A 21415-nucleotide genomic window follows, 5' to 3' on the forward strand; every position below is an offset into this window, starting at 1 on the left:
TTGAGGTGAACGGCGGCGCAGCCGCCACGCAAGGTGTTGGAGCATGTATCAATATAACGAAGTAGACCAGAAGCTGGTCGACGACCGCGTCGCCCAGTTTCGCGATCAGACCCGCCGTTTCCTGGCGGGCGAACTGCCCGACGAGGAGTTCCTGCCGCTGCGGCTGATGAACGGCCTGTACATCCAGCGTCAGGCACCGATGCTGCGCGTCGCGATTCCGTACGGCCTGCTGTCGTCGGCGCAGATGCGCAAGCTGGCGCACATCGCCCGTACCTACGACAAGGGCTACGGTCACTTCACCACCCGGACCAACATCCAGTTCAACTGGCCGAAGCTGGAAGAGGTGCCCGATATTCTTGCCGAGCTGGCGCAGGTGCAGATGCACGCCATCCAGACCTCGGGCAACTGTATCCGCAACACCACCACCGACCATTTCGCCGGCATCAATGCCAACGAAATCGAGGATCCGCGGCCGTACTGCGAGCTGATCCGTCAGTGGTCGACCTTCCACCCGGAATTCGCCTACCTGCCGCGCAAATTCAAGATGGCGGTCACTGGCGGTCCGGAAGACCGCGCCGCGTCCCAGGTGCACGATATCGGTCTGCACCTGGTGAAGAACGACGCCGGCGAGATCGGCTTCGAGGTGCTGGTCGGCGGTGGCCTCGGCCGTACCCCGATGATCGGCAAGACGATCCGTGAATTCCTGCCGAAGGAGGACCTGCTGTCCTACCTCGAGGCGATTCTGCGCGTTTACAACCTCAAGGGACGTCGCGACAACAAGTACAAGGCCCGCATCAAGATTCTGGTGCAGGCGCTGGGTGCCGAAGAGTTTGCCCGTCAGGTCGAGGCCGAGTGGGAGCAGATCAAGGCCGAGCAGCCGGAGCTCAAGCTGACCGCGGAAGAGATCGCGCGGGTGCAGGGCTTCTTCAAGCCGTTCGATTACGACAGCGCCGCGGCGGCCGACACCAGCCTTGCCGACAAGCTGGCCAGCGACACCGACTTCCGCGTCTGGTACGAGAAGAACACGGTCGAACACAAGGTCGACGGTTACCGGGGCGTGGTCGTCTCGCTGAAGCCGATGCTGGCGCCGGCTGGCGATGCCACCGATCAGCAGATGGACGTGGTCGCCGACCTTGCCGACAGCTACAGCTGGGGCGATATCCGCGTCACCCATACCCAGAACCTGGTACTGGCCGACGTCAGGAACGCCGATCTGTACGCGGTCTGGCAGGTGCTGGCCGAGCACAACATGGCGCGCCCGAACATCAACATGCTCAGCGACATGATCGTCTGCCCGGGCGGCGATTTCTGCGCCCTGGCCAACGCCAAGACACTCGGTATCGCCGACCAGATCAACCAGAAGTTCGACGATCTGGACTTCCAGTACGATCTCGGTGAAATCCGGCTGAACATGTCCGGCTGCATCAACGCCTGTGGTCACCATCATGTCGGTCATATCGGCATCCTCGGTGTCGACAAGAACGGCGAGGACTGGTACCAGATCACCCTCGGCGGCTCCGACAAGGAAGACGCCTCGCTGGGCAAGGTGCTGGGCAAGTCCGTCGGCGCCGATGAAGTCGCCGACACCCTGGAGAAAATCCTGCTCACCTACGTGGAAAGCCGCGTGGAAAACGAGTCCTTTATCGAAACCGTGCGTCGTATCGGTGTCGCCCCGTTCAAGGAGAAGGTTTATGCCGCTGCTCATTAATCGTCAGGTCGTCAGCCAGGATAACTGGCAGTTCGTGGACGCCGAAGCCAGCCTCGAGCAGCTGCCGAAAGACGGCGATATCGTGGTACCGCTTGCGCTCTGGCTGGAGAACCGTGACGCTCTGGCCGCGCACAACGGTGCGCTGGGCGTGCAGTTCAACGGCGACGACGACATCGAACCGCTGCTGGCCGATCTCGACAAGCTGGCGCTGGTCGCGGTCGAGTTTCCGGTATTCCGCGACGGCCGCGGCTTCAGCCAGGCCCGCCTGGTACGCCGCGCCGGCTTCAAGGGCCAGCTGCGTGCCGTCGGCGACGTCACCCGCGACCGCTTCGAGTATCTGCACCGGTGCGGCTTCGACGCCCTGCAGGTGCCGGAAGACCGCTTTACGCCGGAAACGCTGAATGCCTTCGGTGAAATCGGTGCCTACTACCAGGGTGCTCTCGACGACCCGCGGCCGATTTACCGCCAGGGCCGCTGAGTATCCGGGCGGCCGCCGTCCCCGCGGGCGGCGGCCGTTGTCTTACGAGGTGAGGAGTTTTTCATGAGCGAGCAGATTAGTGCCGAGCTGCAGGCCAAGATCGAGCACGTCGCCGGCCTGCTGAACCAGGCGGCCGGGGAATATGCGGACGGCATCGTTTTCGCCAACAGTCTCGGAGCCGAGGATGTGGTGCTGACCGACCTGATCAGCAAACAGGCGCCGTCGATCCGGATGTTCGTGCTGGATACCGGCCGGCTGCCGGAGGAAACCCTGAAGCTGCTGGCGCAGGTGCGCCAGCGGTACGGCAACCTGAAACTGGACGTTTACTACCCGGAAGCGGCCGATGTCGAAGCCTACGTCGCCGAAAACGGCATCAATGCGTTCTATGAATCCCAGGAGTTGCGCAAGGGCTGCTGCTTCGTGCGCAAAATCAAGCCGCTCAAGCGTGCGCTGTCCGGCAACAAGGCCTGGATCACCGGTCTGCGTCGCGAGCAGTCGGTGACCCGTGACGAGATCGCTTTCAGCGAGTGGGACGAAGGCAATGGGCTGCAGAAGCTGAACCCGTTGGCGGACTGGTCCGAAAAAGAAGTCTGGGCCTATATTCGCGCCAATGAGGTGCCTTACAACGAGCTGCACGACCGCCACTATCCGAGCATCGGCTGTGCACCCTGCACCCGCGCGATTTCGGTGGGCGAGGATGTCCGCTCCGGCCGCTGGTGGTGGGAGAACCCGGAAAACCGCGAATGCGGTCTGCACCCGGCCACCCCGCTCAAGTTCAAGTAGGAGCCCGGTCCCCGGGCGAAGCTTTTGCAGCCCGGCTCGCGGGTGAAGCTTGCGGCGCCCGCTTCCTGCCAGAAACTGTTGCTTGATGTCATTCGCCCGCACAGCGGGCTCCTACGGCTTTCGAAGGTATCGTAGGAGCCCGCTGTGCGGGCGAAGTTTTTTGTCGGGTGCCGTTCGCTTCGCGCAGGGCCCCCTAGGGGCGTTCGGTGTCCTGTAGGGCACCTTGAGCGCAGCGAAACGTGCCGGTGTTTCGTGCATCGCAATGGTGCGTCAGTTTGTTCTATGTTGGTGCGTTCAATGTTCGGGCTGGGGCTGGCCGTCGGAATTTCGGTGCATGCAGCCTGGCCGCTATTTTGCATCGATAACGCGCAGTGCCGGCCTCTCAAGGGGCAGCGGCTTGACGTACACTTAAGTCAAAAGAGTCAAAGGAGTCTGGACCGTGGAGTACCTTCCTCTATTTTTCCGTCTGCGGGATCAACCGGCGCTGCTGGTGGGTGGCGGTCAGATCGCGTTGCGTAAAGCGCGGTTGATGCTCCGGGCCGGCGCCCGTCTTACGGTGGTGGCTCACGAGATCTGTCCGGAACTTGCCGAAATGGTGGAAAACCAGAGCGGTCAGCTGGTCGTCGGGGAGTATCACAGCGGCCTGCTGGACGGCCAGGTACTGGTGGTGGCCGCCACCGATGACCCGTCGCTGCACGAGCGCATCCACTACGACGCCGTGGCGCGAAACCTGCCGGTCAACGTGGTGGACTCGCCCAGTCTCTGCACCTTCGTGTTTCCCGCCATCGTGGACCGCTCCCCGATCGTGATCGGCATTTCCTCCGGTGGCGACTCGCCGGTGCTGGCGCGCACGCTGCGGGCCCGGCTCGAAACCCTGATTCCCAACGGTTACAGCCGTCTCGGCGAGCTGGCCGGGCGTTTCCGCAACCGGGTCAAGGAGCGCTTTTCCGGTGTCAATCAGCGCCGCAAGTTCTGGGAGTCCGTACTGCAGGGGCAGGTTGCCGAAAAGGCATTCGCCGGCCGCATGGGTGAAGCCGAAGCGCTGCTGGAGTCCAAATTGCAGGCGGCGGACCCCGATCACCAGGTCGGTGAGGTGTATCTGGTCGGCGCCGGCCCCGGTGATCCCGAGCTTTTGACCTTCAAGGCGCTGCGCCTGATGCAGCAGGCCGATGTGGTGCTCTACGATGCACTGGTGTCGCAGGATGTGCTGGAGCTGTGCCGGCGCGATGCCGATATGGTCTACGTCGGCAAGAAGCGCGATCAGCACACATTGCCGCAGGAAGGCATCAACGATCTGCTGGTCAAATATGCCCTCGAAGGCAAGCGGGTGCTGCGGTTGAAGGGCGGGGATCCGTTCATTTTCGGTCGCGGCGCCGAGGAGCTGGTCTCGCTCAAACCGCACGGCATCCCGTTCCAGGTGGTGCCCGGCATCACCGCAGCCAGCGCCTGCGCCACCTATGCCGGCATCCCGCTGACGGACCGTCACCACGCCCAGTCGGTGAAGTTTGTCACCGGCCAGCTGAAGAACCGGACCTCCGACCTCAACTTCGCCGAGCTGGTGCATCCGAACCAGACCATCGTATTCTACATGGGGCTGCACACGCTGGCGGAACTCAGCGACAAGCTGATTGCTCACGGCAAGCCCCCCGGCACCCCCGCGGCAATCGTATCCCGCGGCACCGCCCAGGATCAGAAAGTGCTGACCGGCACGCTCGCCAATATCGCCGAACTGCAGCAGGAGGCGCAGTTGCCCGCGCCCGCACTGGTGATTATCGGCGAGGTGGTGGCGCTGCACGAAAGTCTCTCCTGGTTCGGCGACGATCTCCTGGAGGGGCGCAACCACAGTTTGATGCGCATTCATCATGAGATTGGTGAGGCCTAAGGCGTAAGGCGTAAGGGGGGAGGCGCACCCGGAAGGCACTTCCTCGCCGTGAATGGGATGGCATGGGGGCGATTCGGTTCGCCGCGGGGCGTGGCTACGAAAAGCGGCTGGTGCCGGCGTTGAACCGAATCGCGCCGGCATCCAGCGGGCGTGGGGGCGGCTACAGGTGCGTTTGATAGAGCGCGCGCTCGAGCGCGGCGCGCTCTGCATCGGGGTCCGGCTGGCAGGCCTGTCGCAGCAGGGCCTCCAGGTACTGCTGCGGCAGCTGTGCCTGACGGGCGCCTCGCAGCACATGTTCGAGATACCAGTCGAAAGGGTGCAGTCGCGGGTCGATGAGGGTGGCGGAATAGATAAATGCCGCCAGCGTGCGGCCGTCCGCCAGCTCGATCCCGACATCGCGGATTTCGTACCCGTATCCCAGTCCTTCAACCCGGTCCAGCAGCGGTCGGCTGCTGCGTTCCAGCCGGTACAGCACCCCGTGGACCCTGTCGCAGGGCTGCCCGGTGGCAAAGGCGTCGCACTTGGCGGAACCGTCCTGCCCGATCTTGTGAAAGCGCAGGCTGTGTTCGCGCAGAATGCCGCTCGACAGCGGCTCGGCCTCGGGCACCCGTGCCCGCAGGCGCTCCAGCGCCATATTCGAGCCGTAGGCGAAATACAGCAGCGCGTCTTTCATGTCCGGTTGCGGAAAAAGGCTTCCACCGCCGCCAGGTGCTCTTCTTCCTGATGGCACATTCCCTGGTAGCAGGCGCACAGATCGAGAAAGTCGGCCAGCTCCAGACGCCGCGCCGACTTCAGCAGACGCTTGGTCAGGCGGGTTGCACGTCCCGGCTGAGTCGCGATGCGGGCGGCCAGTTCCAGGGATCGTGGCAGCAACTGGTCCGCCGCGGTCACTTCCAGCAGCAGCCCCAGGTCCAGTGCTTCGCCGGCGCCGATCAGTCGTCCTGTCAGCGTCAGTTCGGCGGCGCGCTGGTAGCCGACCAGGCGTTGCAGAAACCAGGCGCCGCCATCGCCGGGAATGATCCCGAGATTGAGGAAGGTTTCGCCCATGCGAACACTGTCTGCGGCAATGCGCAGGTCGCACATGCAGGCCAGGTCGAAGCCGGCTCCAACGGCGGCGCCGTTGATGGCGGCGATCACCGGGATTTCAGCTTTCTCCATCGCCAGCGGCAAGCGCTGGATACCGCGGCGGTAGCGCTCCTCCAGTTCGGCGACATCGCCGGCGAAGTCGCCCTGGCGCGCACGCATGTCGTGAATGTTGCCGCCGGCCGAAAAGGCGCTGCCGTTACCGGTCAGCACCAGTACGCGGGCCTCGTTGCAGCGGTTGGCCCAGTCGAGAGTGGCGATGATGTCATCGACCAGGGCGGTGCCGGTCAGGGCATTGCGCACATCGTCACGGTCGAACCTGAGTGTGGCCACGCCATCCTGCAGAGTCAGGCTGGCATCTTCCAGAGCGGGCAGTTGCATGGAGACTCCTTCTGTCTGTTCGGTTTCAGCGTTGACGCCAGTCATCCGGTACGCGCACCGCGACCACCCGGGCCTCGGCGCAGCGGGCGCCGTTGGCGCTGAGGGTACAGCTGAGTATTGTCTTGCGGTCGCTGACCTCGTCCACCCGTGCCAGCAGTTCCAGCTCGGCATCGATCGGCGCCGGCGCCCGGTAGCTGACTTCGAGCTTCCCGGTGGCGTACCAGATTTCGTTGCCCTGGCCGATCGCCCGTCCGTCGCGACGATAGGCGTCGGCAATGGCGGTACAGATGCCGTGGCAGTCGATCAGAGTGGCGATAATGCCGCCATTGAGCGTTTGCGCAGGTCCTGCGCAGTGCTGCGGTGAGGGCCGGAAATGACAGATGGCGCTGCCGTCGGGCTGCCAGTAGCTTTTGATCTGCAGTCCGCCGGCATTGCCCGGGCCGCAGCCGAAACAGTGATTGCCGGGTATCTGGTCCTGGAAGGCGGTGGCGGTCATGACTATCATCCATTGCGGGTGGCCTCTTAGATTGCCGCAATGCGAGTCGGGCGGCAATATTGCCACCGTTGAAGATGAGGCTTGTGTCGGACTGCTCGTTGGCTGTAAAAATGGCTTTAAGTTATGCCTGTTTTAGCACACTTTATTATATACGTGTAGAATGCAGGAATTAGACAAATGATCGGCAAAGAGTGGCGATGAGTATCAAGCAGGAAGACATCTGTACCAGCCGCAAGGCGGCCGAGCTGCTGGGTGTTTCCGCACGGACGGTACAGCTCTGGGCGGACGCCGGCGTCGTGGCGAGCTGGAAAACGCCGGGTGGGCACCGTCGGTTCAGTCTGACCGAAGTGCGGAAGCTCGCGCAGGAGTTGATGGCGGGGCAGGGGCCTGTGCTGCCGGCAAGCTCCGCAGAGAGTTCTGCAAAGAGCGGCGAGAACCAGTCGCTGCCGGTTCTGGTGGTCGAGGACGAGGCGACCTTGCTGCGTCTTTACGAGCTGACCCTGAAAAGCTGGGATCTGCCACTCGATCTGCATCTGGCCGATAACGGCTACGCCGGTTTGCTGACCATCGGTCAGGTGGAGCCGAGGCTGCTGATTCTTGACCTCAATCTGCCGAATATCGACGGCTTCCAGATGATCGCAGCGCTCAAGCACAGCGGGGTGCTCGAGCGCATGGAACTGATGGTGATTTCGGCGCTGGAGCCGGAAGAGGTGTTGACCAGCATGCCGGTCGGCGTCGAGTGCCAGGTGCTGCCCAAACCCGTACCCTTCGAGCGCATTCGCGAATGTATCGAGCGTCTGCTCGCCGGCTGACCTCGGGTGCGTGCCTGTAGGATGGGCTGAGCGATGCATTGGCACGAACCGGCCACATCCCAGGGAGACTCGGGCATCGCGAACCCCATCAAATCGATCATATTGCAGATCGATTGGTTTCGGTTGGCACCATAGGTTCCCGAACCTGCCGGTGTTGGGTTACGCGCCTGCGGCGCTAGACCCAACCTACATTCTGACCTCGTGCGTGCCGTAGGATGGGCTGAGCGATGCACTGGCACGAACCGGCCACATCCCAGGTAGACTCGGGCATCGCGAACCCCATCAAAGCGATCATATTGCAGATCGATTGGTTTCGGTTGGCACCATAGGTTCCCGAACCTGCCGGTGTTGGCTTACGCGCCTGCGGCGCTAGACCCAACCTGCAATCTGACCTCGGGTGCGTGCCTGTAGGATGGGCTGAGCGATGCATTGGCACGAACCGGCCATATCCCAGGGAGACTCGGGCATCGCGAACCCCATCAAATCCGAACCTGCCGGTGTTGGGTTACGCGCCTGCGGCGCTAGACCCAACCTACAATCTGACCTCGGGCGCGTGCCTGTAGGATGGGCTGAGCGATGCATTGGCACGAACCGGCCATATCCCAGGGAGGCTCGGGCATCGCGAACCCCATCAAATCGATCGTATTGCAGATCGATTGGTTTCGGTTGGCACCGTTGGCACCATAGTTTCCCGAACCTGCCGGTGTTGGGTTACGCGGCCGGTATTTGCTCCTGCAATACCGGCATTCCTGCCGTCCTGGCAGTCGCTGCGGCGCTAGACCCAACCTACAATCTGACCTCGTGCGCGCCCGTAGGATGGGCTGAACGATGCATTGGCACGAACCGGCCATATCCCAGGGAGACTCGGGCATCACGAACCCCATCAAATCGATCGTATTGCAGATCGATTGGTTTCGGTTGGCACCGTTGGCACCATAGGTTCCCGAACCTGCCGGTGTTGGGTTACGCGCCTGCGGCGCTAGACCCAACCTACAATCTGACCTCGGGTGCGTGCCTGTAGGATGGGCTGAGCGATGCATTGGCACGAACCGGCCATATCCCAGGGAGACTCGGGCATCGCGAACCCCATCAAATCCGAACCTGCCGGTGTTGGGTTACGCGGCCGGTATTTGCTCCTGCAATACCGGCATTCCTGCCGTCCTGGCAGTCGCTGCGGCGCTAGACCCAACCTACCGAGCACTGTCCTCTGGATCTTTCAATCCTGCTGGCGCTTCTCCTGCCGGTACATTAGCAAACCGGCGGCGGCAACGGCCAGGCTGACGATCACCACGATAATGGTGGCCAGGGCATTGATCTCCGGGCTGACGCCGAGCCGGACGCTGGAATAGACCACCATCGGCAGCGTGGTGGCGCCGGGGCCGGAGACGAAGCTTGCAATCACCAGGTCGTCCATCGACAGCGTGAACGCCAGTAGCCAGCCGGCGGCCAGTGCCGGGGCAATGATCGGCAGGGTGATGGCGAAGAACACCTTCATTGGCCGGGCGCCGAGATCCAGCGCGGCCTCCTCGAGCGACCTGTCCATGTGCGCCAGCCGGCTGCGCACCACCACCGTGACATAGGCCATGGAAAAGGTGATGTGAGCCAGGGTAATGGTGGTCTGGCCGCGGCCCTGGGGCCAGCCGGTCAGACGTTCCATCGAGACGAACAGCAGCAGCAGCGAAAGACCGATGATGACGTCCGGCATCACCATTGGAGCCGTGACCATGGTTTCGAGGGTGGCGCGTCCGCGGAAGCGGCCGTAGCGCACCAGTGCCATAGCCGCCAGGGTGCCGAGCACCACTGCGACACTGGCATTGACGGCGGCGATCTTGATACTGAGCCAGGCGGCACCGAGTATCTGGTCGTTGTCGAGCAGCTCGAAGTACCACTTGGTACTGAAACCTCCCCAGACCGTCACCAGTCGGCTTTCGTTGAACGAGTAGACCATCAGTGAAATGATCGGGCCGTACAGGAAGGCGTAGCCGAACAGCAGTACGCTCAGCAGCAGCGGCGAACGCCGGGTCATCGCAGTGTCCTCCCGTTGCGTCGTTCTGGGCCTGGGCCGTGTCGCAGCAGGTTTTTTTCGGCGGGTGGCAATGGCGATTTCACTGAGCCTCCTCGCTGCGCCGTTCGAAATGTCGCAGCAGCATGAACGGAATGATCAGCACCACCAGCAGCACCGCGGCCAGCGCCGATGCCAGCGGCCAGTCCTTGTTGCTGAAGAATTCGGTCCACATCAACTTGCCGAGCATCAGGGTGTTGGGGCCGCCGAGCAGGTCCGGAATCACGAACTCGCCCATCACCGGGATGAATACCAGCATGGCGCCGGCGAGCACCCCCGGCAGCGACAGCGGCAGGGTAATGGTCAGAAACTGCTTCCAGGGGCGACAGCCGAGGTCTGCCGCCGCTTCCAGTAGGGTCATGTCGAGGCGGATCAGGGTCGCGTACAGCGGCAGCACCATGAAGGGCAGATAGCTGTAAACGATACCGACGTAGACCGCGAACGGGGTGTGCAGCATTTCCAGCGGACTGTCGATCAGCCCCAGCGCCATCAGCGTCTGGTTGATCAGGCCGTTGTTCTTGAGAATGCCGATCCAGGCGTAGACCCTGATCAGAAAGGAGGTCCAGAACGGCAGGATGATCAGCATCATCAGCGGCAGGCGCCAGTGCCGTGGGGCACGGGCGATGGCGTAGGCCATGGGATAGCCAAGCAGCAGCGTCAGCAGCGTCGAGAATGCGGCGATCTCGAGCGAGCTGATGAGCGCCTTGACGTACAGGCTGTCCTCCAGCAGCAGCTCGTAGTTGCCGAGGTTGATCGCCAGTACCACCAGACCGTCCTTGAATTCGCGCACGATATCCAGGTACGGCGGCTGCGCCAGGGTCGACTCGGACAGGCTCAGCTTGAGCACGAACAGGAATGGCAGCAGGAAGAACAGCGCGAGCCAGAACCAGGGGATGCCGATGATGAACTGGCGGCCTTCGGGGCGCGGAAGGGCCGGCCACTTCATTCGCTGAGGGCTCCGCAGCTGTCCGGTCGCCAGCTGATGGTGACCGTCTGATCCCAGGTCAGCGGCTGCTCCGCCAGGGCCTGGACATTGGACTGGGTGAACTGGACCCGCTTGCCGCCCGGCAGCTCCAGGTGATAGATCGAGACATCGCCAAGGTAGGCGATTTCACGGATCACGCCGGTAAGCTGGTTGGGACCCTCTTCCCCCGGCGCGAGCAGGCGGATTTTTTCCGGCCTTACCGCCAGGCACAACGGCATCCCCGAGGCCATCTTGCGGCTGTCACGCACCCGCAATACCGCGCCGGCCTCGTCGCACTGCAGCAGGACCTCGTCGCCCTGTTGCTCGATCACCACGCCTTCGAACAGGTTGACGGAACCTATGAAATTGGCGGCATAGCGGCTGATGGGGAATTCGTACAGGCGTCGCGGCGGGTCGACCTGCTCGACGCGGCCGTCGCGCATCAGCGCGATGCGCGAGGACATCGTCATCGCCTCTTCCTGGTCGTGGGTGACGATGATGAAGGTGATGCCCAGGCGCTCCTGAATATTGACCAGCTCGAACTGGGTTTTTTCCCGCAGCTTCTTGTCCAGCGCACCGAGCGGTTCGTCCAGCAGCAGGATGCGCGGGTGCTTGGCCAGGGCGCGGGCCAGCGCGACGCGCTGCCGCTGACCGCCGGACAGCTGGTGCGGTTTGCGCTCGGCGAAGGGGACGATCTGCACCAGCTCCATCATTTCCTGAACACGCTTGTCCCGTTCGCTGCGGGGCATGCCTTCCTGCTTGAGGCCGAAGGCGATATTGTCCGCCACCGTCATATGAGGAAAGAGCGCGTAGGACTGGAACATCATGTTGATCGGGCGTTCGTACGGCGCCACCTGGGTGACATCCTTGCCGTCGATCAGGATGCGCCCGCTGCTCGGGGTTTCGAACCCGGCGAGCATGCGCAGCAGCGTGGTCTTGCCGCACCCGGACGGCCCCAGCAGCGAGAAGAACTCGCCCGGGTAGATGTCGAGGCTGACGTCATCCACCGCGTAGGTCTTGCCGAAGGTCTTGGTGACGTTCTCGATCCGGATGGCCGGTTCCGCGCTGCCAGCCTGCCAGCTGGCGTCGCTGGCCGTGTTGCGTGCCTGGTTCATGTATGTCGATTGTGCTCCGAGAACGGGGGAGCCCCCTTGGGAGGGGGCTCCGGCAGGGCGTTACTGACCGGTCTTGATCCGGGTCCAGAGGCGGTTGATGGACTTGGTTTCGCGGTTGCTCGGTGTTTTCGGCGTGATGAAACGCTCGCGGGTGGCCTGCGGCGGATAGATGCCGGGGTCCTGGCGGATATCCTCGTCGACCAGTTCGGTGGCCGCGGCGTTGGCGTTGGCGTAGGCCACGTAGTTGGTGATCGGTGCGATGACGTCCGGACGCAGCAGGAAGTCGATGAATTTCTGCGCAGCCTGGGGATTCGGCGCGTCGGACGGAATCGCCATCACGTCGGTCCAGACCACGGCGCCTTCGGTGGGTACCAGATAGGCGATCTCGACACCATTGCCGGCCTCGTCCGCACGGTCACGGGCCTGCAGCACGTCGCCGCTGTAGCCGTGGGCCACGCAGAGATCGCCGTTGGCCAGGTCGTTGATGTACTGCGAGCTGTGGAAATAACGGATGTTCGGGCGTGCGGCGTTGATGACGGCGGCCGCTTCGTCGAGCGCCTCGCTGCTGAAGTCGTTCGGGTCCTTGCCAAGGTAGGCGCGCGCGGCAATCAGCACTTCGGTCGGATCGTCCATCAGCGAGATGCCGCAGCCGGCCAGCTTGGCGCTCACCTCGGGGTCGAAAATCAGGCCCCAGCTGTCCAGCTCCGCGTCATCGCCCAGAACTTCGCGCACCTTGGCCACGTTGATGCCGATGCCGGTAGTACCCCACATGTAAGGCACCAGGTAGTTGTGACCCTCGTCGATATCACCCAGAGAGCCGAGAATCACCGGATCCAGATTGGCGTAATGGGTCAGCGCTTCCTTGTTGACCGGTTGCAGGATACCGGCCTTGAGCTGACGATCGGCGAAGGGACGCGCGGTCGGGAAGATCAGGTCGTAGCCGCTATGGCCGGCGAGCAGCTTGGCTTCGAGTACCTCGTTGGAGTCGTAGACATCGTAGAGTACCTTGATGCCGGTCTCCTGCTGGAAGCGCTCGAGCGTATCTTCGGCAATGTAGTCGGACCAGTTGTAAACGTGCAGTTCCTCCTGTGCCGCAACCTGTGCGGCGGCGCCCAGCGCAAGGGCGGCGGCGACTGCTTTCAAACCGAATGACCAGCTCTTCATTGAAGGGGCTCCCCCATCAGCAGTGATACTATGGAAACGCTGTTACAGCGCGCCCGGGCGGGCCTTTTCGGACCCGGTTCCTGCGCCTGTTTTGCAGCGCCGAATATGAACAAAAGCGGAAAAAAACACCAACATTTTTTGCTGTGCCCGGCAACTTTTTTGGCCGCCGGGCGAAGGTGCCGGTGCCGGCGGGGAAGCCGGCCCGGCGGGCAGCGGACTTCGTTCAAGCTAGTGTTCAGGGCAGGCAACGTCAAGCGCCGGCCGGTGCCGGCGATTATCAAGGCGCTTCGCAGACTGGAGGATCCCGATGGTTATCGGGGGTAGGCTGTTGCTTCTGCCGGCAGCTGTGGAAAACTACGCAGACATATTTCCTCCTGAGTGGGCGCCTTGGCGCCCTCTGTTCCAACACTGGGAATGGCATGAACTACTGGCTTTTCAAGACCGAACCCGACGTTTTCGGTATCGACGACCTGGCGCAGGCGCCAGAGCAGACCGCACGCTGGGACGAAATTCGCAACTTTCAGGCGCGCAATTACCTGCGCGACGAGATTCATGCCGGCGACCGGGTGCTGATCTACCACAGCAGCTGTCGTCAGGTGGGTATTGCCGGTATCGCCGAGGTCGTCGGTGAGTCCTATCCGGATCCCGGTCAGTTCGATCCGGCGAACGCGCTGTTCGATGCCCGGTCATCAGCGGATGCACCACGCTGGTTTTGCGTCGATGTGCGGCTGCGCCGGCGCTTCGCCCGTATAGTGCCGCTCAAAACCCTGAAGCAGATCCCGGAGCTTGTGGACATGGTGCTGCTGCGGCAGGGGCGTTTGTCGGTGCAGCCGGTGAGGCCGGAGGAGTGGAGGTTGATAGAAACCCTTGAAAACGGTTCATGACATACGCTTTTTGGTGTCGCATTTTTCAGACGGTTCTTCAGGTCTGGCGGCTGTTGCGGCCATGAGGATCAGGATATACCCTTACCTCTCACCGGTTTTGGATTGCTTGACGCGGTTGCCGTTTCCTTTTTTTCCGAATATGGTGAGCAGAAATCATAAAGCGCCTCGAGGGATCCTGCGAACAGGTCCCGGAGTCCAGACAGGAATTCTTCGTATTTCCCAGGCGCGAGAGCGCCGGAGTTGCCCGCCGTCCAGTTGTCGTGAAGCGTAGCCAGGCGGGGCTGCAGTCGCGCGACGCAGTCTCTCAGTTCGGATTGAGGACATGTTGGGTATTGGAAATCGGGCGCTGATGCGTCAACTCTTCTTGCCGGTACTGGGTATCGTGCTGGTCATGCTCGGGGGTATCGTCGTCACCGAGTATGTTGCCAGGCTCGCCGCCGACCGGGTACAGCAGGCGCAAAGCCGCGAGTCCCAGGCGCGTCTGTCCGAACTACGGGCGCGACTCGAAGGCGAACTCAACTCGGTGCTGTATTTCACCCAGGGACTTACGTCCCTGCTGCTGTTTCGTCCGGATATCACCGGTGACGAGTTCAACAAGGTGGCCGAAAACACGCTGCGCGGCAGCACCCCGATTCGCAATATCGCCCTGGCGCCGGACAACGTGATCCGCTACGTGTATCCGCTGGAGGGCAACGAGAAGGTGCTTGGCCTGGACTACCGTCAGACATCCGGGCAGTGGCCGGCGGTGAAGCGGGCGATGGAGGAGGGCATCACCACGGTGGCAGGCCCGCTGGAACTGGTTCAGGGCGGTATCGGCCTGATCTCGCGCACGCCGATATTCATCGATTCCGAAGAGGGCAGGCGCTATTGGGGCATCGTTTCGACCGTCATCGACGTCAGCCGAGTGCTCGAGGCGGCCGGGGTTTTCGACGAAAACCCGCTGCCATCACTGGCCATTCGCGGCATCGACGGGCTGGGCGCCGAGGGGGCTCAGTTTCTCGGCCCGGTAGGGCTGTTCGACCGGCCGGATATCCTGACCCAGGACGTGACCTTCCAGCACAATCGATGGCAGCTCGGCGTCGAGCCGGATTACAGCGAGGAACAGGTCGCCGCGACGCGGGTCCGTGTTCTCGCCTATGGCCTGTTATTCATCATACTGGTGCTGTTGCTGCAGATGCTGCGCATCTTCCGCAATTACGAGCGACGTGCGACCCGCGATCCGCTGACCGGGCTGCCTAACCGGCGCCTGCTGCTGGAGCGAGCCCGCCAGCTGGTGGCACTGGGACGCCGGGGGCGTCTCGATTTCTGTCTCTGCTACCTTGACCTCAACGGCTTCAAGCCGGTCAACGATAACTACGGCCACCATGCCGGCGACCTGGTACTGCTGGAGATCGCTGCCCGCCTGCGCAAGTTATCGCGTGCCTCCGACACCGTGGCGCGGACCGGCGGAGATGAGTTCGTGTTGCTGTTGCCCGGACTCGGAACCGAGGCGGAAGCGGAGCGCATCGTCGATAAACTCAGGAGCGCTCTGGCGGTCCCCGTGACATGCGAGAGCCACCAGATCGCAATCGGCGCCAGCATGGGCTGGGCACTGTTCCCGCACGAGGCCGATGATCTCGACACGCTGATGGCGCTTGCGGACAGCCGCATGTACTGCATGAAAGCACAGGTGAAAGCCGGGGCCGAACCGCAGGCTGCACTGCAGCCGGCGCTGGAACAGGACTAATCTTCGAGGAAGCGGCCGAGTCGCTGGCGCAGGCGACGGTTTTCCCGGCGCGTCTGTTCCAGCTCGTCCAGCAGCTCGAGTGCCAGGGCGATACCGGACCAGTCGATGCCGAGATCCCGGTGCAGGCGCGAAGCGCGGCGGGCACGGGCCACCAACTGGGCCTGGAAGCGCCACTGGCCGCTCTTCTGGCCGGGTACCAGAATACCTTCCTCGACCATTTGCATCAGGCTGTCGCGGGACAAATCCGTGGCCTGAGTGAACTCCTCGATGGTCAGCTCGATCAGGACAGGGGTCATCGTTGGCTCCATTCACTTCTCGGATCAAAATTGGCGGCCTCGGCGAGCTCGCGCCAGAGCGCCTCGGTGCGACTGTCATGATCCGGCGGCATGACCACTTTCAGCACCGCGTAGAGGTCGCCCTGATGGCCGCGTGCGGGCAGCCCCTTGCCGCGAATGCGCAGGCGCTGTCCGGTCTGGCTGTTGGCCGGAATGCGCAGCTGTATGCGTCCGTGCAGCGTCGGCACCTCGATGCGGGCGCCGAGCGCCGCCTCCCAGGGGGCCAGCGGTACCGTGATGATGAGGTTGTGCCCTTCGACATCGTACAGCGGGTGCGGTACCAGGCGGATTCGCAGATAGAGATCGCCGCTGGTGCCACCATGACGGCCGGCGCCTCCCTGGCCCTTGAGCCGTATCCGCTCGCCGTCGGTCACACCGGCGGGAATCTTCACGTTGAGCTTGCGCCGGCGCCGCACCGGGCGACCCTGCTCGTCCAGCTCGGTGACCTCGAAACTGACCGGTTTGGACTCTTCCGAAAGCGTGTCTTCGAGGAAGATCGGCATCTCGAGCTCGATATCCTGGCCGCGGGCGCTGAAACCACCGCGATGCGTGGTTCGCTCGCGGAACCCGCCGCCACCGAAGATGCTTTCGAAGAAGTCGGAAAAGCCGCCGGAAGCGTCACCGCCGCCGAACGCCGACGAGGCATGCCAGCCCGACGGCGGCTCGAACTGCTTGCCATGGCGTCCGTAGCGGCGCAGCTCGTCATACTCGGCGCGCTTCTGGGCGTCCTTCAGCACCTCATAGGCTTCAGACACCTCCTTGAAGTGCGCCTCGGCGTCAGCCTCGCTGCTCACATCGGGGTGGTAACGCCGCGCCAGCCGGCGGTATGCCGCCTTGATCGCGGTCTTGTCGGCATCCGGATCGACGCCGAGAATCTTGTAGTAGTCCTTGAATTCCATGGTCAATCGCCAGTGAGGAGTAAACGGTGGACAGCTAACAGTTTACAGATCGCGTTTCCTGCATGCTGACGGCTGCTCTTCTGTTTACTTCCTGAAACGTTAGTAACTCGCAACTTTTGACTGTCCGCTCAATACTCCTTCTCTACATTGACATAGGGCACGAAACGGCCCTTTTCGAGGGCCTCGATATCGGCGGCGATCTGCTCCAGTGCCTCTGCGACCAGGGTTGGTGCGGCAATATGCGGCGTGACAATGACCTCGGGCCGGGACCAGAGCGGGTGTTCCGCAGGCAACGGCTCCTCGGCGAAAACGTCGAGCATGGCGCCGCGCAGATGGCCGGCGTCGAGTGCGGCCAGCAGTGCGTCCTGATCCAGGGTGCTGCCGCGTCCCGGGCTGATGACCACGGCACCCGCCGGCAGTGCCGCAAGGCGGGCAGCATCGAGCAGGTGCCGGGTGTCCCGGGTTGCCGGAAGCAGGTTGACGATGAAATCGCAGCCGGCCAGAAAGGCGTCGAGACAGGCCCGGCCGGCATAGGTGTCGATGCCGTCGATGGACTTTGGCTCCCGGCTCCAGCCCCTGACCGCATAGCCCTGGCGCGCAAGTGTTGTTGCGACTTCCGCGCCGATGGCGCCAAGGCCGAGCAGGCCGACGTTCAGCGAGTGCCTCGGGCGGCTTTGCAGCGGATGCCATTGCCGCTGCTGTTGCTGGATCCGGTAGCGATCGAAATCGCGTCCGAAGTGCAGCACGCCGTACAGCACGTACTCGCTCATCCAGCGGTCCATGCCGGCATTTCGCAGCCGGATCAGCGGTATCTCCTCGGGTCTGCCGGGCAGGCTCAGCAGGGCGTCGACGCCGGCGCCGAGGTTGAACAGTGCACGCAGCGCTTTCTGGTGCTGGAAGAGCTCGGCGGGCGGATGCCAGAGCAGGGCATAGTCGGCCTGCCAGTCGGCCTCGAGCTTGCGGCTCCAGCAGCGGGCATCGGCGTCGGGCAGTTGTCTGCGAATGCCCGCGAGCCAGCTGTCACTGTCGAGCCCCTGACCGTGGAAGAGTATTTTCATCGTTCTGGTTACCCCCCTGGTGTACTGTTTCACCCTTGGCGGGCTCTATCAGTATCTATTAGGGTGAAACAGTAGACTAGTACAGCGACCAGCGTTTCAGTCGCATCGCCCGCTCAACCCGTGTCGCGGCCAGACGCAAGGCGGCCTGGCGCGGTGATATTCCGGCGCTGCCGGCGCTATCGAGCATGGTCCGGACGTTGCTTCGGATCTTGTCGCGGATGGCGTCGAACGCAGCCGACTGGCTCAGGTGGCGGTATTCCATGGCGGCGCAGATAACGCCCCCGGCGTTGGCGATGAAGTCCGGCAGGGCGAGTATGCCGCGCTCGTGAAGCCGGGCCTCGGCGGCGTCGGTCACGGGAATGTTGGCGCCCTCCGCCAGCAGGCGGGTGCGCAGACGGTCGACATTGTGCTCGTCGATAACATCCGGCCGCGCCGCCGGAATCCAGATATCGCACTCGACGTCGATGATCGCATCGCCTGAAAGCCGGGTGCCGCGGGTCATCTCGGTTACCGAGCGGCCGTCACGTTTCAGTGCCAGCAGATGCTCCAGGTCGAGCCCGGCCGGGTCGGCGATACCGCCCTGCGAGTCGCTGACCGCGACGATGCGCGCGCCCTCTGCGGCGAGGAAGCGCGCCGCGTGGCGTCCGACGGCGCCGAATCCCTGTATTGCCACCCGGGCGCCATCGAGGTCGAGTTCGCAGTCGGCCGCCGCTTCCCGGATCGCCTGGAACAGTCCCCAGCCAGTAGCGCCGAGCTGATCCAGCGGTATGCCGCCGAGCTCGGCGGGCAGGCCCACGGCGCGGCCGGTCTCGTCCTGTACCCAGGCCATGCAGTTCTCATCGGTGCCCATGTCCGGGCCGACGATGTAGTCGCGGCAGTCCCGCAGCGCCGTGGCAAAGCCCCGGATCAGGCGCTCCTTGTTCGCGGCGGGCATTTTCGGGTCGCCCACCAGAACCGATTTGGCGCCGCCATGGGCCAGCGAGGCTGCGGCGTTCTTCAGCGTCATGGCTCGCGCCAGCCGGGCGCATTCCGCCAGACTCACATCCGCCGCCATGCGCAGCCCGCCAATGGCCGGACCCGCGGCGACGTTGTCGATGACCAGCAGGCCCTCCAGGCCGATACCGGGTTCGCGAACCTGAATGATCCGTGTCGGGCCGAGGTGGTCGCCGCCAGTGTAGGTGAGGTCCATCAGTCTGCTCTCGCGGTTTTCGTTCCCTTAGTAAAGCAGCTTTTGGCGGTTACAGGTGACAGGTTACGGGTGACAGGTGACTCGTAACCCGTAACCCGTAACCCGTAACCCGTAACCCCTAACCCCTAACCTCAGTAGCTGTACGAGATCGACAACGAGCCGTAGCTGTTGCCTTTGGCCTGGCCTTCGAACTCGCGGCTGCGTCGTACCTGGGCGTAGGATACCTTCCAGCGCCTGTAGACCGCGGAAACGCCGTAGGCCGCTTCGCCGACCAGCGGTTCCTTGTCGACCGAATGGCTGTCGCGCCAGGTATTGCCATCGAGGAAGATGTCGCGCAGAACCCAGCGCCCGTCCAGCGACAGGAAGGCGTGGACGCCGAAACCGCCGTTGATGCGCGGGTCGCGCCGTCCGGGCGCGCTGTTGTCGCCGCCGGGGCGCAGTGCCGAGGTACCGAAGTCATCCGGCAGTTGCCAGCCTGCGCGCAACTCGGCGCCGGCGTTGACATAGGTGGCGACGTTGCCGAGGCTGCCGCCGGCGTGCCAGATCAGGTCTGAGCCCCAGGGCGAGCCGCCGGGCAGGTTGCGCAGGCGGCTCTTGTGCTCGTATACCAGTTGCAGCCCCGGTTCGTTTTCCAGCTGGTTGTCCCAGCCCTGGAACTTGTCGAAGCCGCGCAGATCATGGACCAGGTCCTGGGCTTCCTGACCCAACGCCGCGGGGCCCACGACGCCGAAATTCAGCCCCACCGAATTGAGCTTGTCCCGGGTCTTGGCGTGGTAACCGACACCGCCGTACAGCCAGCCCGCGTAGGGGCGGTCGTCCGGGTCCAGGCTGGTGCGGTCGATATCCTCCGGGGTGTAGATCAGCTGGCCGGCGGTCAGCACGATATTGCGGTGTATCTCGTCGCTGCGCGACTCGGGCACCGGGTAGAAGGGTTCGAACCAGTCGTTGACCTCGCGCACCCATTGGGGCAGGCGGGGATCATAGAGATAGTTGTCGATATCCGGCGATACCGCCGAGAAACGCACGCCGTTGGTGTAGTGGCGATCGGTCTCGGCGAAGAGGTCGTTTTCGAGGAAAAAGCTGAAGGTCCAGGGGCTGTCGTCGGCGGCCTGGACCGCCGACGGCAGCAGCGCCGCCAGCAGTATCGCCCGATACGGCAACTGGCGCATGATCAGGAAAAGTAACTGCGCCGCGCGCGCTTGCGCAGCTGCCGCCACAGCAGCACGAACAGAATCACGAAAAGGGCCAGCGTCAGGTATGGCCAGTCGATCCCCAGCACCTGCCAGCCGTTGTCGGCGCATTCGCCGATGCCGCGAAAGGTATCGGCCAGCGACGGCATGCCGGGGCCGCCGTTGAGCATGGCGTCGTCGAGCTGGGCACAGGCCGGCAGGTCCTGGGTGGTGCGCAGCCAGACCTGACGGATGCTCGCGGCGATGCCCCCGGTTGCCAGCAGCAGGTTGAAGCCGGCAAACAGACGCTGCAGCCAGGCCCGTGGATTGAGCAGCCAGCCGATCAGGAAAATGGCCGCCATGATGAGCAGAATCACCCGGGTCAGAGTGCACAGCGGGCAGGGTTGCAGGCCCAGTTCGCCCTGCATGTAGAGCACGGCGAAGGCAAGAGTACCGGCGCACAGCACCAGACCGATGAAGTTGATGAGCCGGTACGACAGGCCGGCGTTGTCGGGATTGGGAATCACGTAGGGTCCTTAGCAGGGCGTCCTGAGTCTCGGTTTCGGGTCCGGTAGCCTGTCGAACCTGGTGCCGATCGTCGTGCTGCGATCGTCCAGGTCCGCCAGGCTGCAGGCGCCGGCGGCTATTTGCGCCGCCAGCCGCCGTTGCCCGATTCGATATAGTGTCCGGGTTTGGCCTTGTTCTGCAAGCGCTGACCGATACGGGCTTCTATGACCTGCAGGTCGACGCCGGCGCTTCGGGCGCTGTCCTGGTAGGCGGCCTTGCGCTTGCGGTTGATGTCGGCGACCAGTGATCTGACGTCGGCACCGGGGTTGTCGACCACGATGCCGAGGTAGCCGTTGTTGCGTTCGCCCACCAGTCCGCTGTCCTTGGCTTCGTCGAGGGACAGCGCCCAGGCGGGCAGCGCCAGCAGGGCCAGGGCGACGACCGACAGCAGGCGTTTGAGTCTCTGTTTCATGCTGGCGTCCTCAGAACAGGTTGCTGTTTTCTTCGAGCAGGTCGTCGATCTCGCGGTCGACCTTGACCAGAATCTCGTGCTCGATCTTGACGTTGAGGTTGATGGTGATCGGTTCGCTGGGCGGCGCGACCTGGACCGTCGGGGTGCAGGCGGCGAGCAGGGCCAGAGCCGCCGGAAACGCGATAATGGTCAGTCGGTGTGTAGCCATGATCCTGAATCCTCCGGGCCTTTTACGTCCCTGTCGCGGG

At 63.4% G+C, this 21415-nt stretch carries 22 protein-coding genes; 7 read left to right on the top strand and 15 right to left on the bottom strand.

Features of this window, described 5'->3' with window-relative positions; translation table 11 throughout:
• The first annotated feature begins 43 nt into the window (after positions 1 to 43).
• The 4 genes from IEX85_RS13195 to cysG all read left to right on the top strand — a co-directional run bounded on the left by IEX85_RS13195 (position 44) and on the right by cysG (position 4851).
• On the top strand, positions 44 to 1708 hold the full coding sequence (locus IEX85_RS13195) for a nitrite/sulfite reductase (RefSeq protein ID WP_188861078.1): 1665 nt from the start codon (positions 44 to 46) through the stop codon (positions 1706 to 1708).
• Entirely contained in the window at positions 1692 to 2186 is a 495-nt protein-coding gene (locus tag IEX85_RS13200) for a DUF934 domain-containing protein (RefSeq protein WP_188861079.1), read from the top strand. The genes IEX85_RS13195 and IEX85_RS13200 overlap by 17 nt, the downstream gene beginning before the upstream one ends.
• Before the next feature lie 63 nt (positions 2187 to 2249).
• Positions 2250 to 2969 (top strand): phosphoadenylyl-sulfate reductase, encoded by a 720-nt coding sequence (locus tag IEX85_RS13205; RefSeq protein WP_188861080.1) that lies wholly within the window; start codon positions 2250 to 2252, stop codon positions 2967 to 2969.
• A gap of 439 nt (positions 2970 to 3408) precedes the next feature.
• Positions 3409 to 4851, top strand: coding sequence for a siroheme synthase CysG (cysG, locus tag IEX85_RS13210; RefSeq protein ID WP_188861081.1), 1443 nt, complete (start codon positions 3409 to 3411; stop codon positions 4849 to 4851).
• A 160-nt stretch (positions 4852 to 5011) separates the two neighbouring features.
• Here the strand turns inward: cysG and IEX85_RS13215 are convergent, their stop codons facing one another.
• Genes IEX85_RS13215 through IEX85_RS13225 form a run of 3 tightly spaced genes read right to left on the bottom strand, consistent with a single transcriptional unit; the run spans position 5012 to position 6811 of the window.
• Positions 5012 to 5524 carry a gamma-glutamylcyclotransferase family protein gene (locus tag IEX85_RS13215; protein WP_188861082.1) on the bottom strand — a complete coding sequence of 171 codons (513 nt, stop codon included), beginning with the start codon at positions 5522 to 5524 and terminating at the stop codon, positions 5012 to 5014.
• Entirely contained in the window at positions 5521 to 6315 is a 795-nt protein-coding gene (locus IEX85_RS13220) for an enoyl-CoA hydratase-related protein (RefSeq protein ID WP_188861083.1), read from the bottom strand. Before IEX85_RS13220 ends, IEX85_RS13215 begins: the two co-directional genes overlap by 4 nt.
• Positions 6316 to 6340: 25 nt before the next feature.
• A complete protein-coding gene (locus tag IEX85_RS13225) occupies positions 6341 to 6811 on the bottom strand; it encodes a PaaI family thioesterase (RefSeq protein WP_188861084.1) in 471 nt (156 codons plus the stop codon).
• Between the two features lie 197 nt (positions 6812 to 7008).
• Here IEX85_RS13225 and IEX85_RS13230 point away from each other — a divergent pair, with 197 nt between their 5' ends.
• Entirely contained in the window at positions 7009 to 7623 is a 615-nt protein-coding gene (locus tag IEX85_RS13230; protein WP_188861085.1) for a response regulator, read from the top strand.
• A gap of 1216 nt (positions 7624 to 8839) precedes the next feature.
• Here the strand turns inward: IEX85_RS13230 and IEX85_RS13235 are convergent.
• From IEX85_RS13235 to IEX85_RS13250, 4 genes are all read right to left on the bottom strand, one after another.
• Positions 8840 to 9649 (bottom strand): ABC transporter permease subunit, encoded by an 810-nt coding sequence (locus tag IEX85_RS13235; RefSeq protein ID WP_188861086.1) that lies wholly within the window; start codon positions 9647 to 9649, stop codon positions 8840 to 8842.
• A gap of 79 nt (positions 9650 to 9728) precedes the next feature.
• Positions 9729 to 10631, bottom strand: a complete 903-nt coding sequence (locus IEX85_RS13240) for an ABC transporter permease subunit (protein ID WP_188861087.1) — start codon at positions 10629 to 10631, stop codon at positions 9729 to 9731.
• Positions 10628 to 11764 (bottom strand): ABC transporter ATP-binding protein, encoded by a 1137-nt coding sequence (locus tag IEX85_RS13245; protein ID WP_188861088.1) that lies wholly within the window; start codon positions 11762 to 11764, stop codon positions 10628 to 10630. The genes IEX85_RS13240 and IEX85_RS13245 overlap by 4 nt, the downstream gene beginning before the upstream one ends.
• Before the next feature lie 60 nt (positions 11765 to 11824).
• Entirely contained in the window at positions 11825 to 12928 is a 1104-nt protein-coding gene (locus IEX85_RS13250) for a polyamine ABC transporter substrate-binding protein (RefSeq protein WP_188861089.1), read from the bottom strand.
• A gap of 419 nt (positions 12929 to 13347) precedes the next feature.
• Between IEX85_RS13250 and IEX85_RS13255 the strand changes: the two genes are divergently transcribed.
• Together IEX85_RS13255 and IEX85_RS13260 are read left to right on the top strand one after the other, a co-directional pair.
• A complete protein-coding gene (locus tag IEX85_RS13255; RefSeq protein WP_188861090.1) occupies positions 13348 to 13812 on the top strand; it encodes an EVE domain-containing protein in 465 nt (154 codons plus the stop codon).
• 349 nt (positions 13813 to 14161) lie between these two features.
• Positions 14162 to 15538 (top strand): diguanylate cyclase domain-containing protein, encoded by a 1377-nt coding sequence (locus tag IEX85_RS13260; protein ID WP_188861091.1) that lies wholly within the window; start codon positions 14162 to 14164, stop codon positions 15536 to 15538.
• Here the strand turns inward: IEX85_RS13260 and IEX85_RS13265 are convergent.
• The 8 genes from IEX85_RS13265 to IEX85_RS13300 all read right to left on the bottom strand — a co-directional run bounded on the left by IEX85_RS13265 (position 15535) and on the right by IEX85_RS13300 (position 21375).
• Entirely contained in the window at positions 15535 to 15834 is a 300-nt protein-coding gene (locus IEX85_RS13265) for a chaperone modulator CbpM (RefSeq protein ID WP_188861092.1), read from the bottom strand. The two genes, IEX85_RS13260 and IEX85_RS13265, sit on opposite strands and share 4 nt — an antisense overlap.
• Entirely contained in the window at positions 15831 to 16772 is a 942-nt protein-coding gene (gene cbpA / locus IEX85_RS13270) for a curved DNA-binding protein (protein WP_188861093.1), read from the bottom strand. Before cbpA ends, IEX85_RS13265 begins: the two co-directional genes overlap by 4 nt.
• Positions 16773 to 16900: 128 nt before the next feature.
• A complete protein-coding gene (locus IEX85_RS13275; protein ID WP_188861094.1) occupies positions 16901 to 17830 on the bottom strand; it encodes a 2-hydroxyacid dehydrogenase in 930 nt (309 codons plus the stop codon).
• Positions 17831 to 17906: 76 nt separating this feature from the next.
• Positions 17907 to 19019 carry a Glu/Leu/Phe/Val family dehydrogenase gene (locus IEX85_RS13280; protein ID WP_188861095.1) on the bottom strand — a complete coding sequence of 371 codons (1113 nt, stop codon included), beginning with the start codon at positions 19017 to 19019 and terminating at the stop codon, positions 17907 to 17909.
• Positions 19020 to 19150: 131 nt separating this feature from the next.
• Positions 19151 to 20188 (bottom strand): lipid A deacylase LpxR family protein, encoded by a 1038-nt coding sequence (locus IEX85_RS13285; protein ID WP_188861096.1) that lies wholly within the window; start codon positions 20186 to 20188, stop codon positions 19151 to 19153.
• 2 nt (positions 20189 to 20190) lie between these two features.
• On the bottom strand, positions 20191 to 20715 hold the full coding sequence (locus tag IEX85_RS13290; RefSeq protein ID WP_188861097.1) for a disulfide bond formation protein B: 525 nt from the start codon (positions 20713 to 20715) through the stop codon (positions 20191 to 20193).
• A gap of 116 nt (positions 20716 to 20831) precedes the next feature.
• Complete coding sequence (locus IEX85_RS13295; RefSeq protein ID WP_188861098.1) at positions 20832 to 21167, bottom strand: YdbL family probable chaperone protein; 336 nt, start codon at positions 21165 to 21167, stop codon at positions 20832 to 20834.
• A 10-nt stretch (positions 21168 to 21177) separates the two neighbouring features.
• Positions 21178 to 21375: a YnbE family lipoprotein gene (locus IEX85_RS13300; protein ID WP_188861099.1), complete on the bottom strand. Its 198-nt coding sequence runs from the start codon at positions 21373 to 21375 to the stop codon at positions 21178 to 21180.
• Positions 21376 to 21415 lie beyond the last annotated feature (40 nt).

The sequence above is a fragment of the Marinobacterium nitratireducens genome (genome assembly GCF_014645375.1).
In the GTDB taxonomy this organism is placed as follows: domain Bacteria; phylum Pseudomonadota; class Gammaproteobacteria; order Pseudomonadales; family Balneatricaceae; genus Marinobacterium_A; species Marinobacterium_A nitratireducens.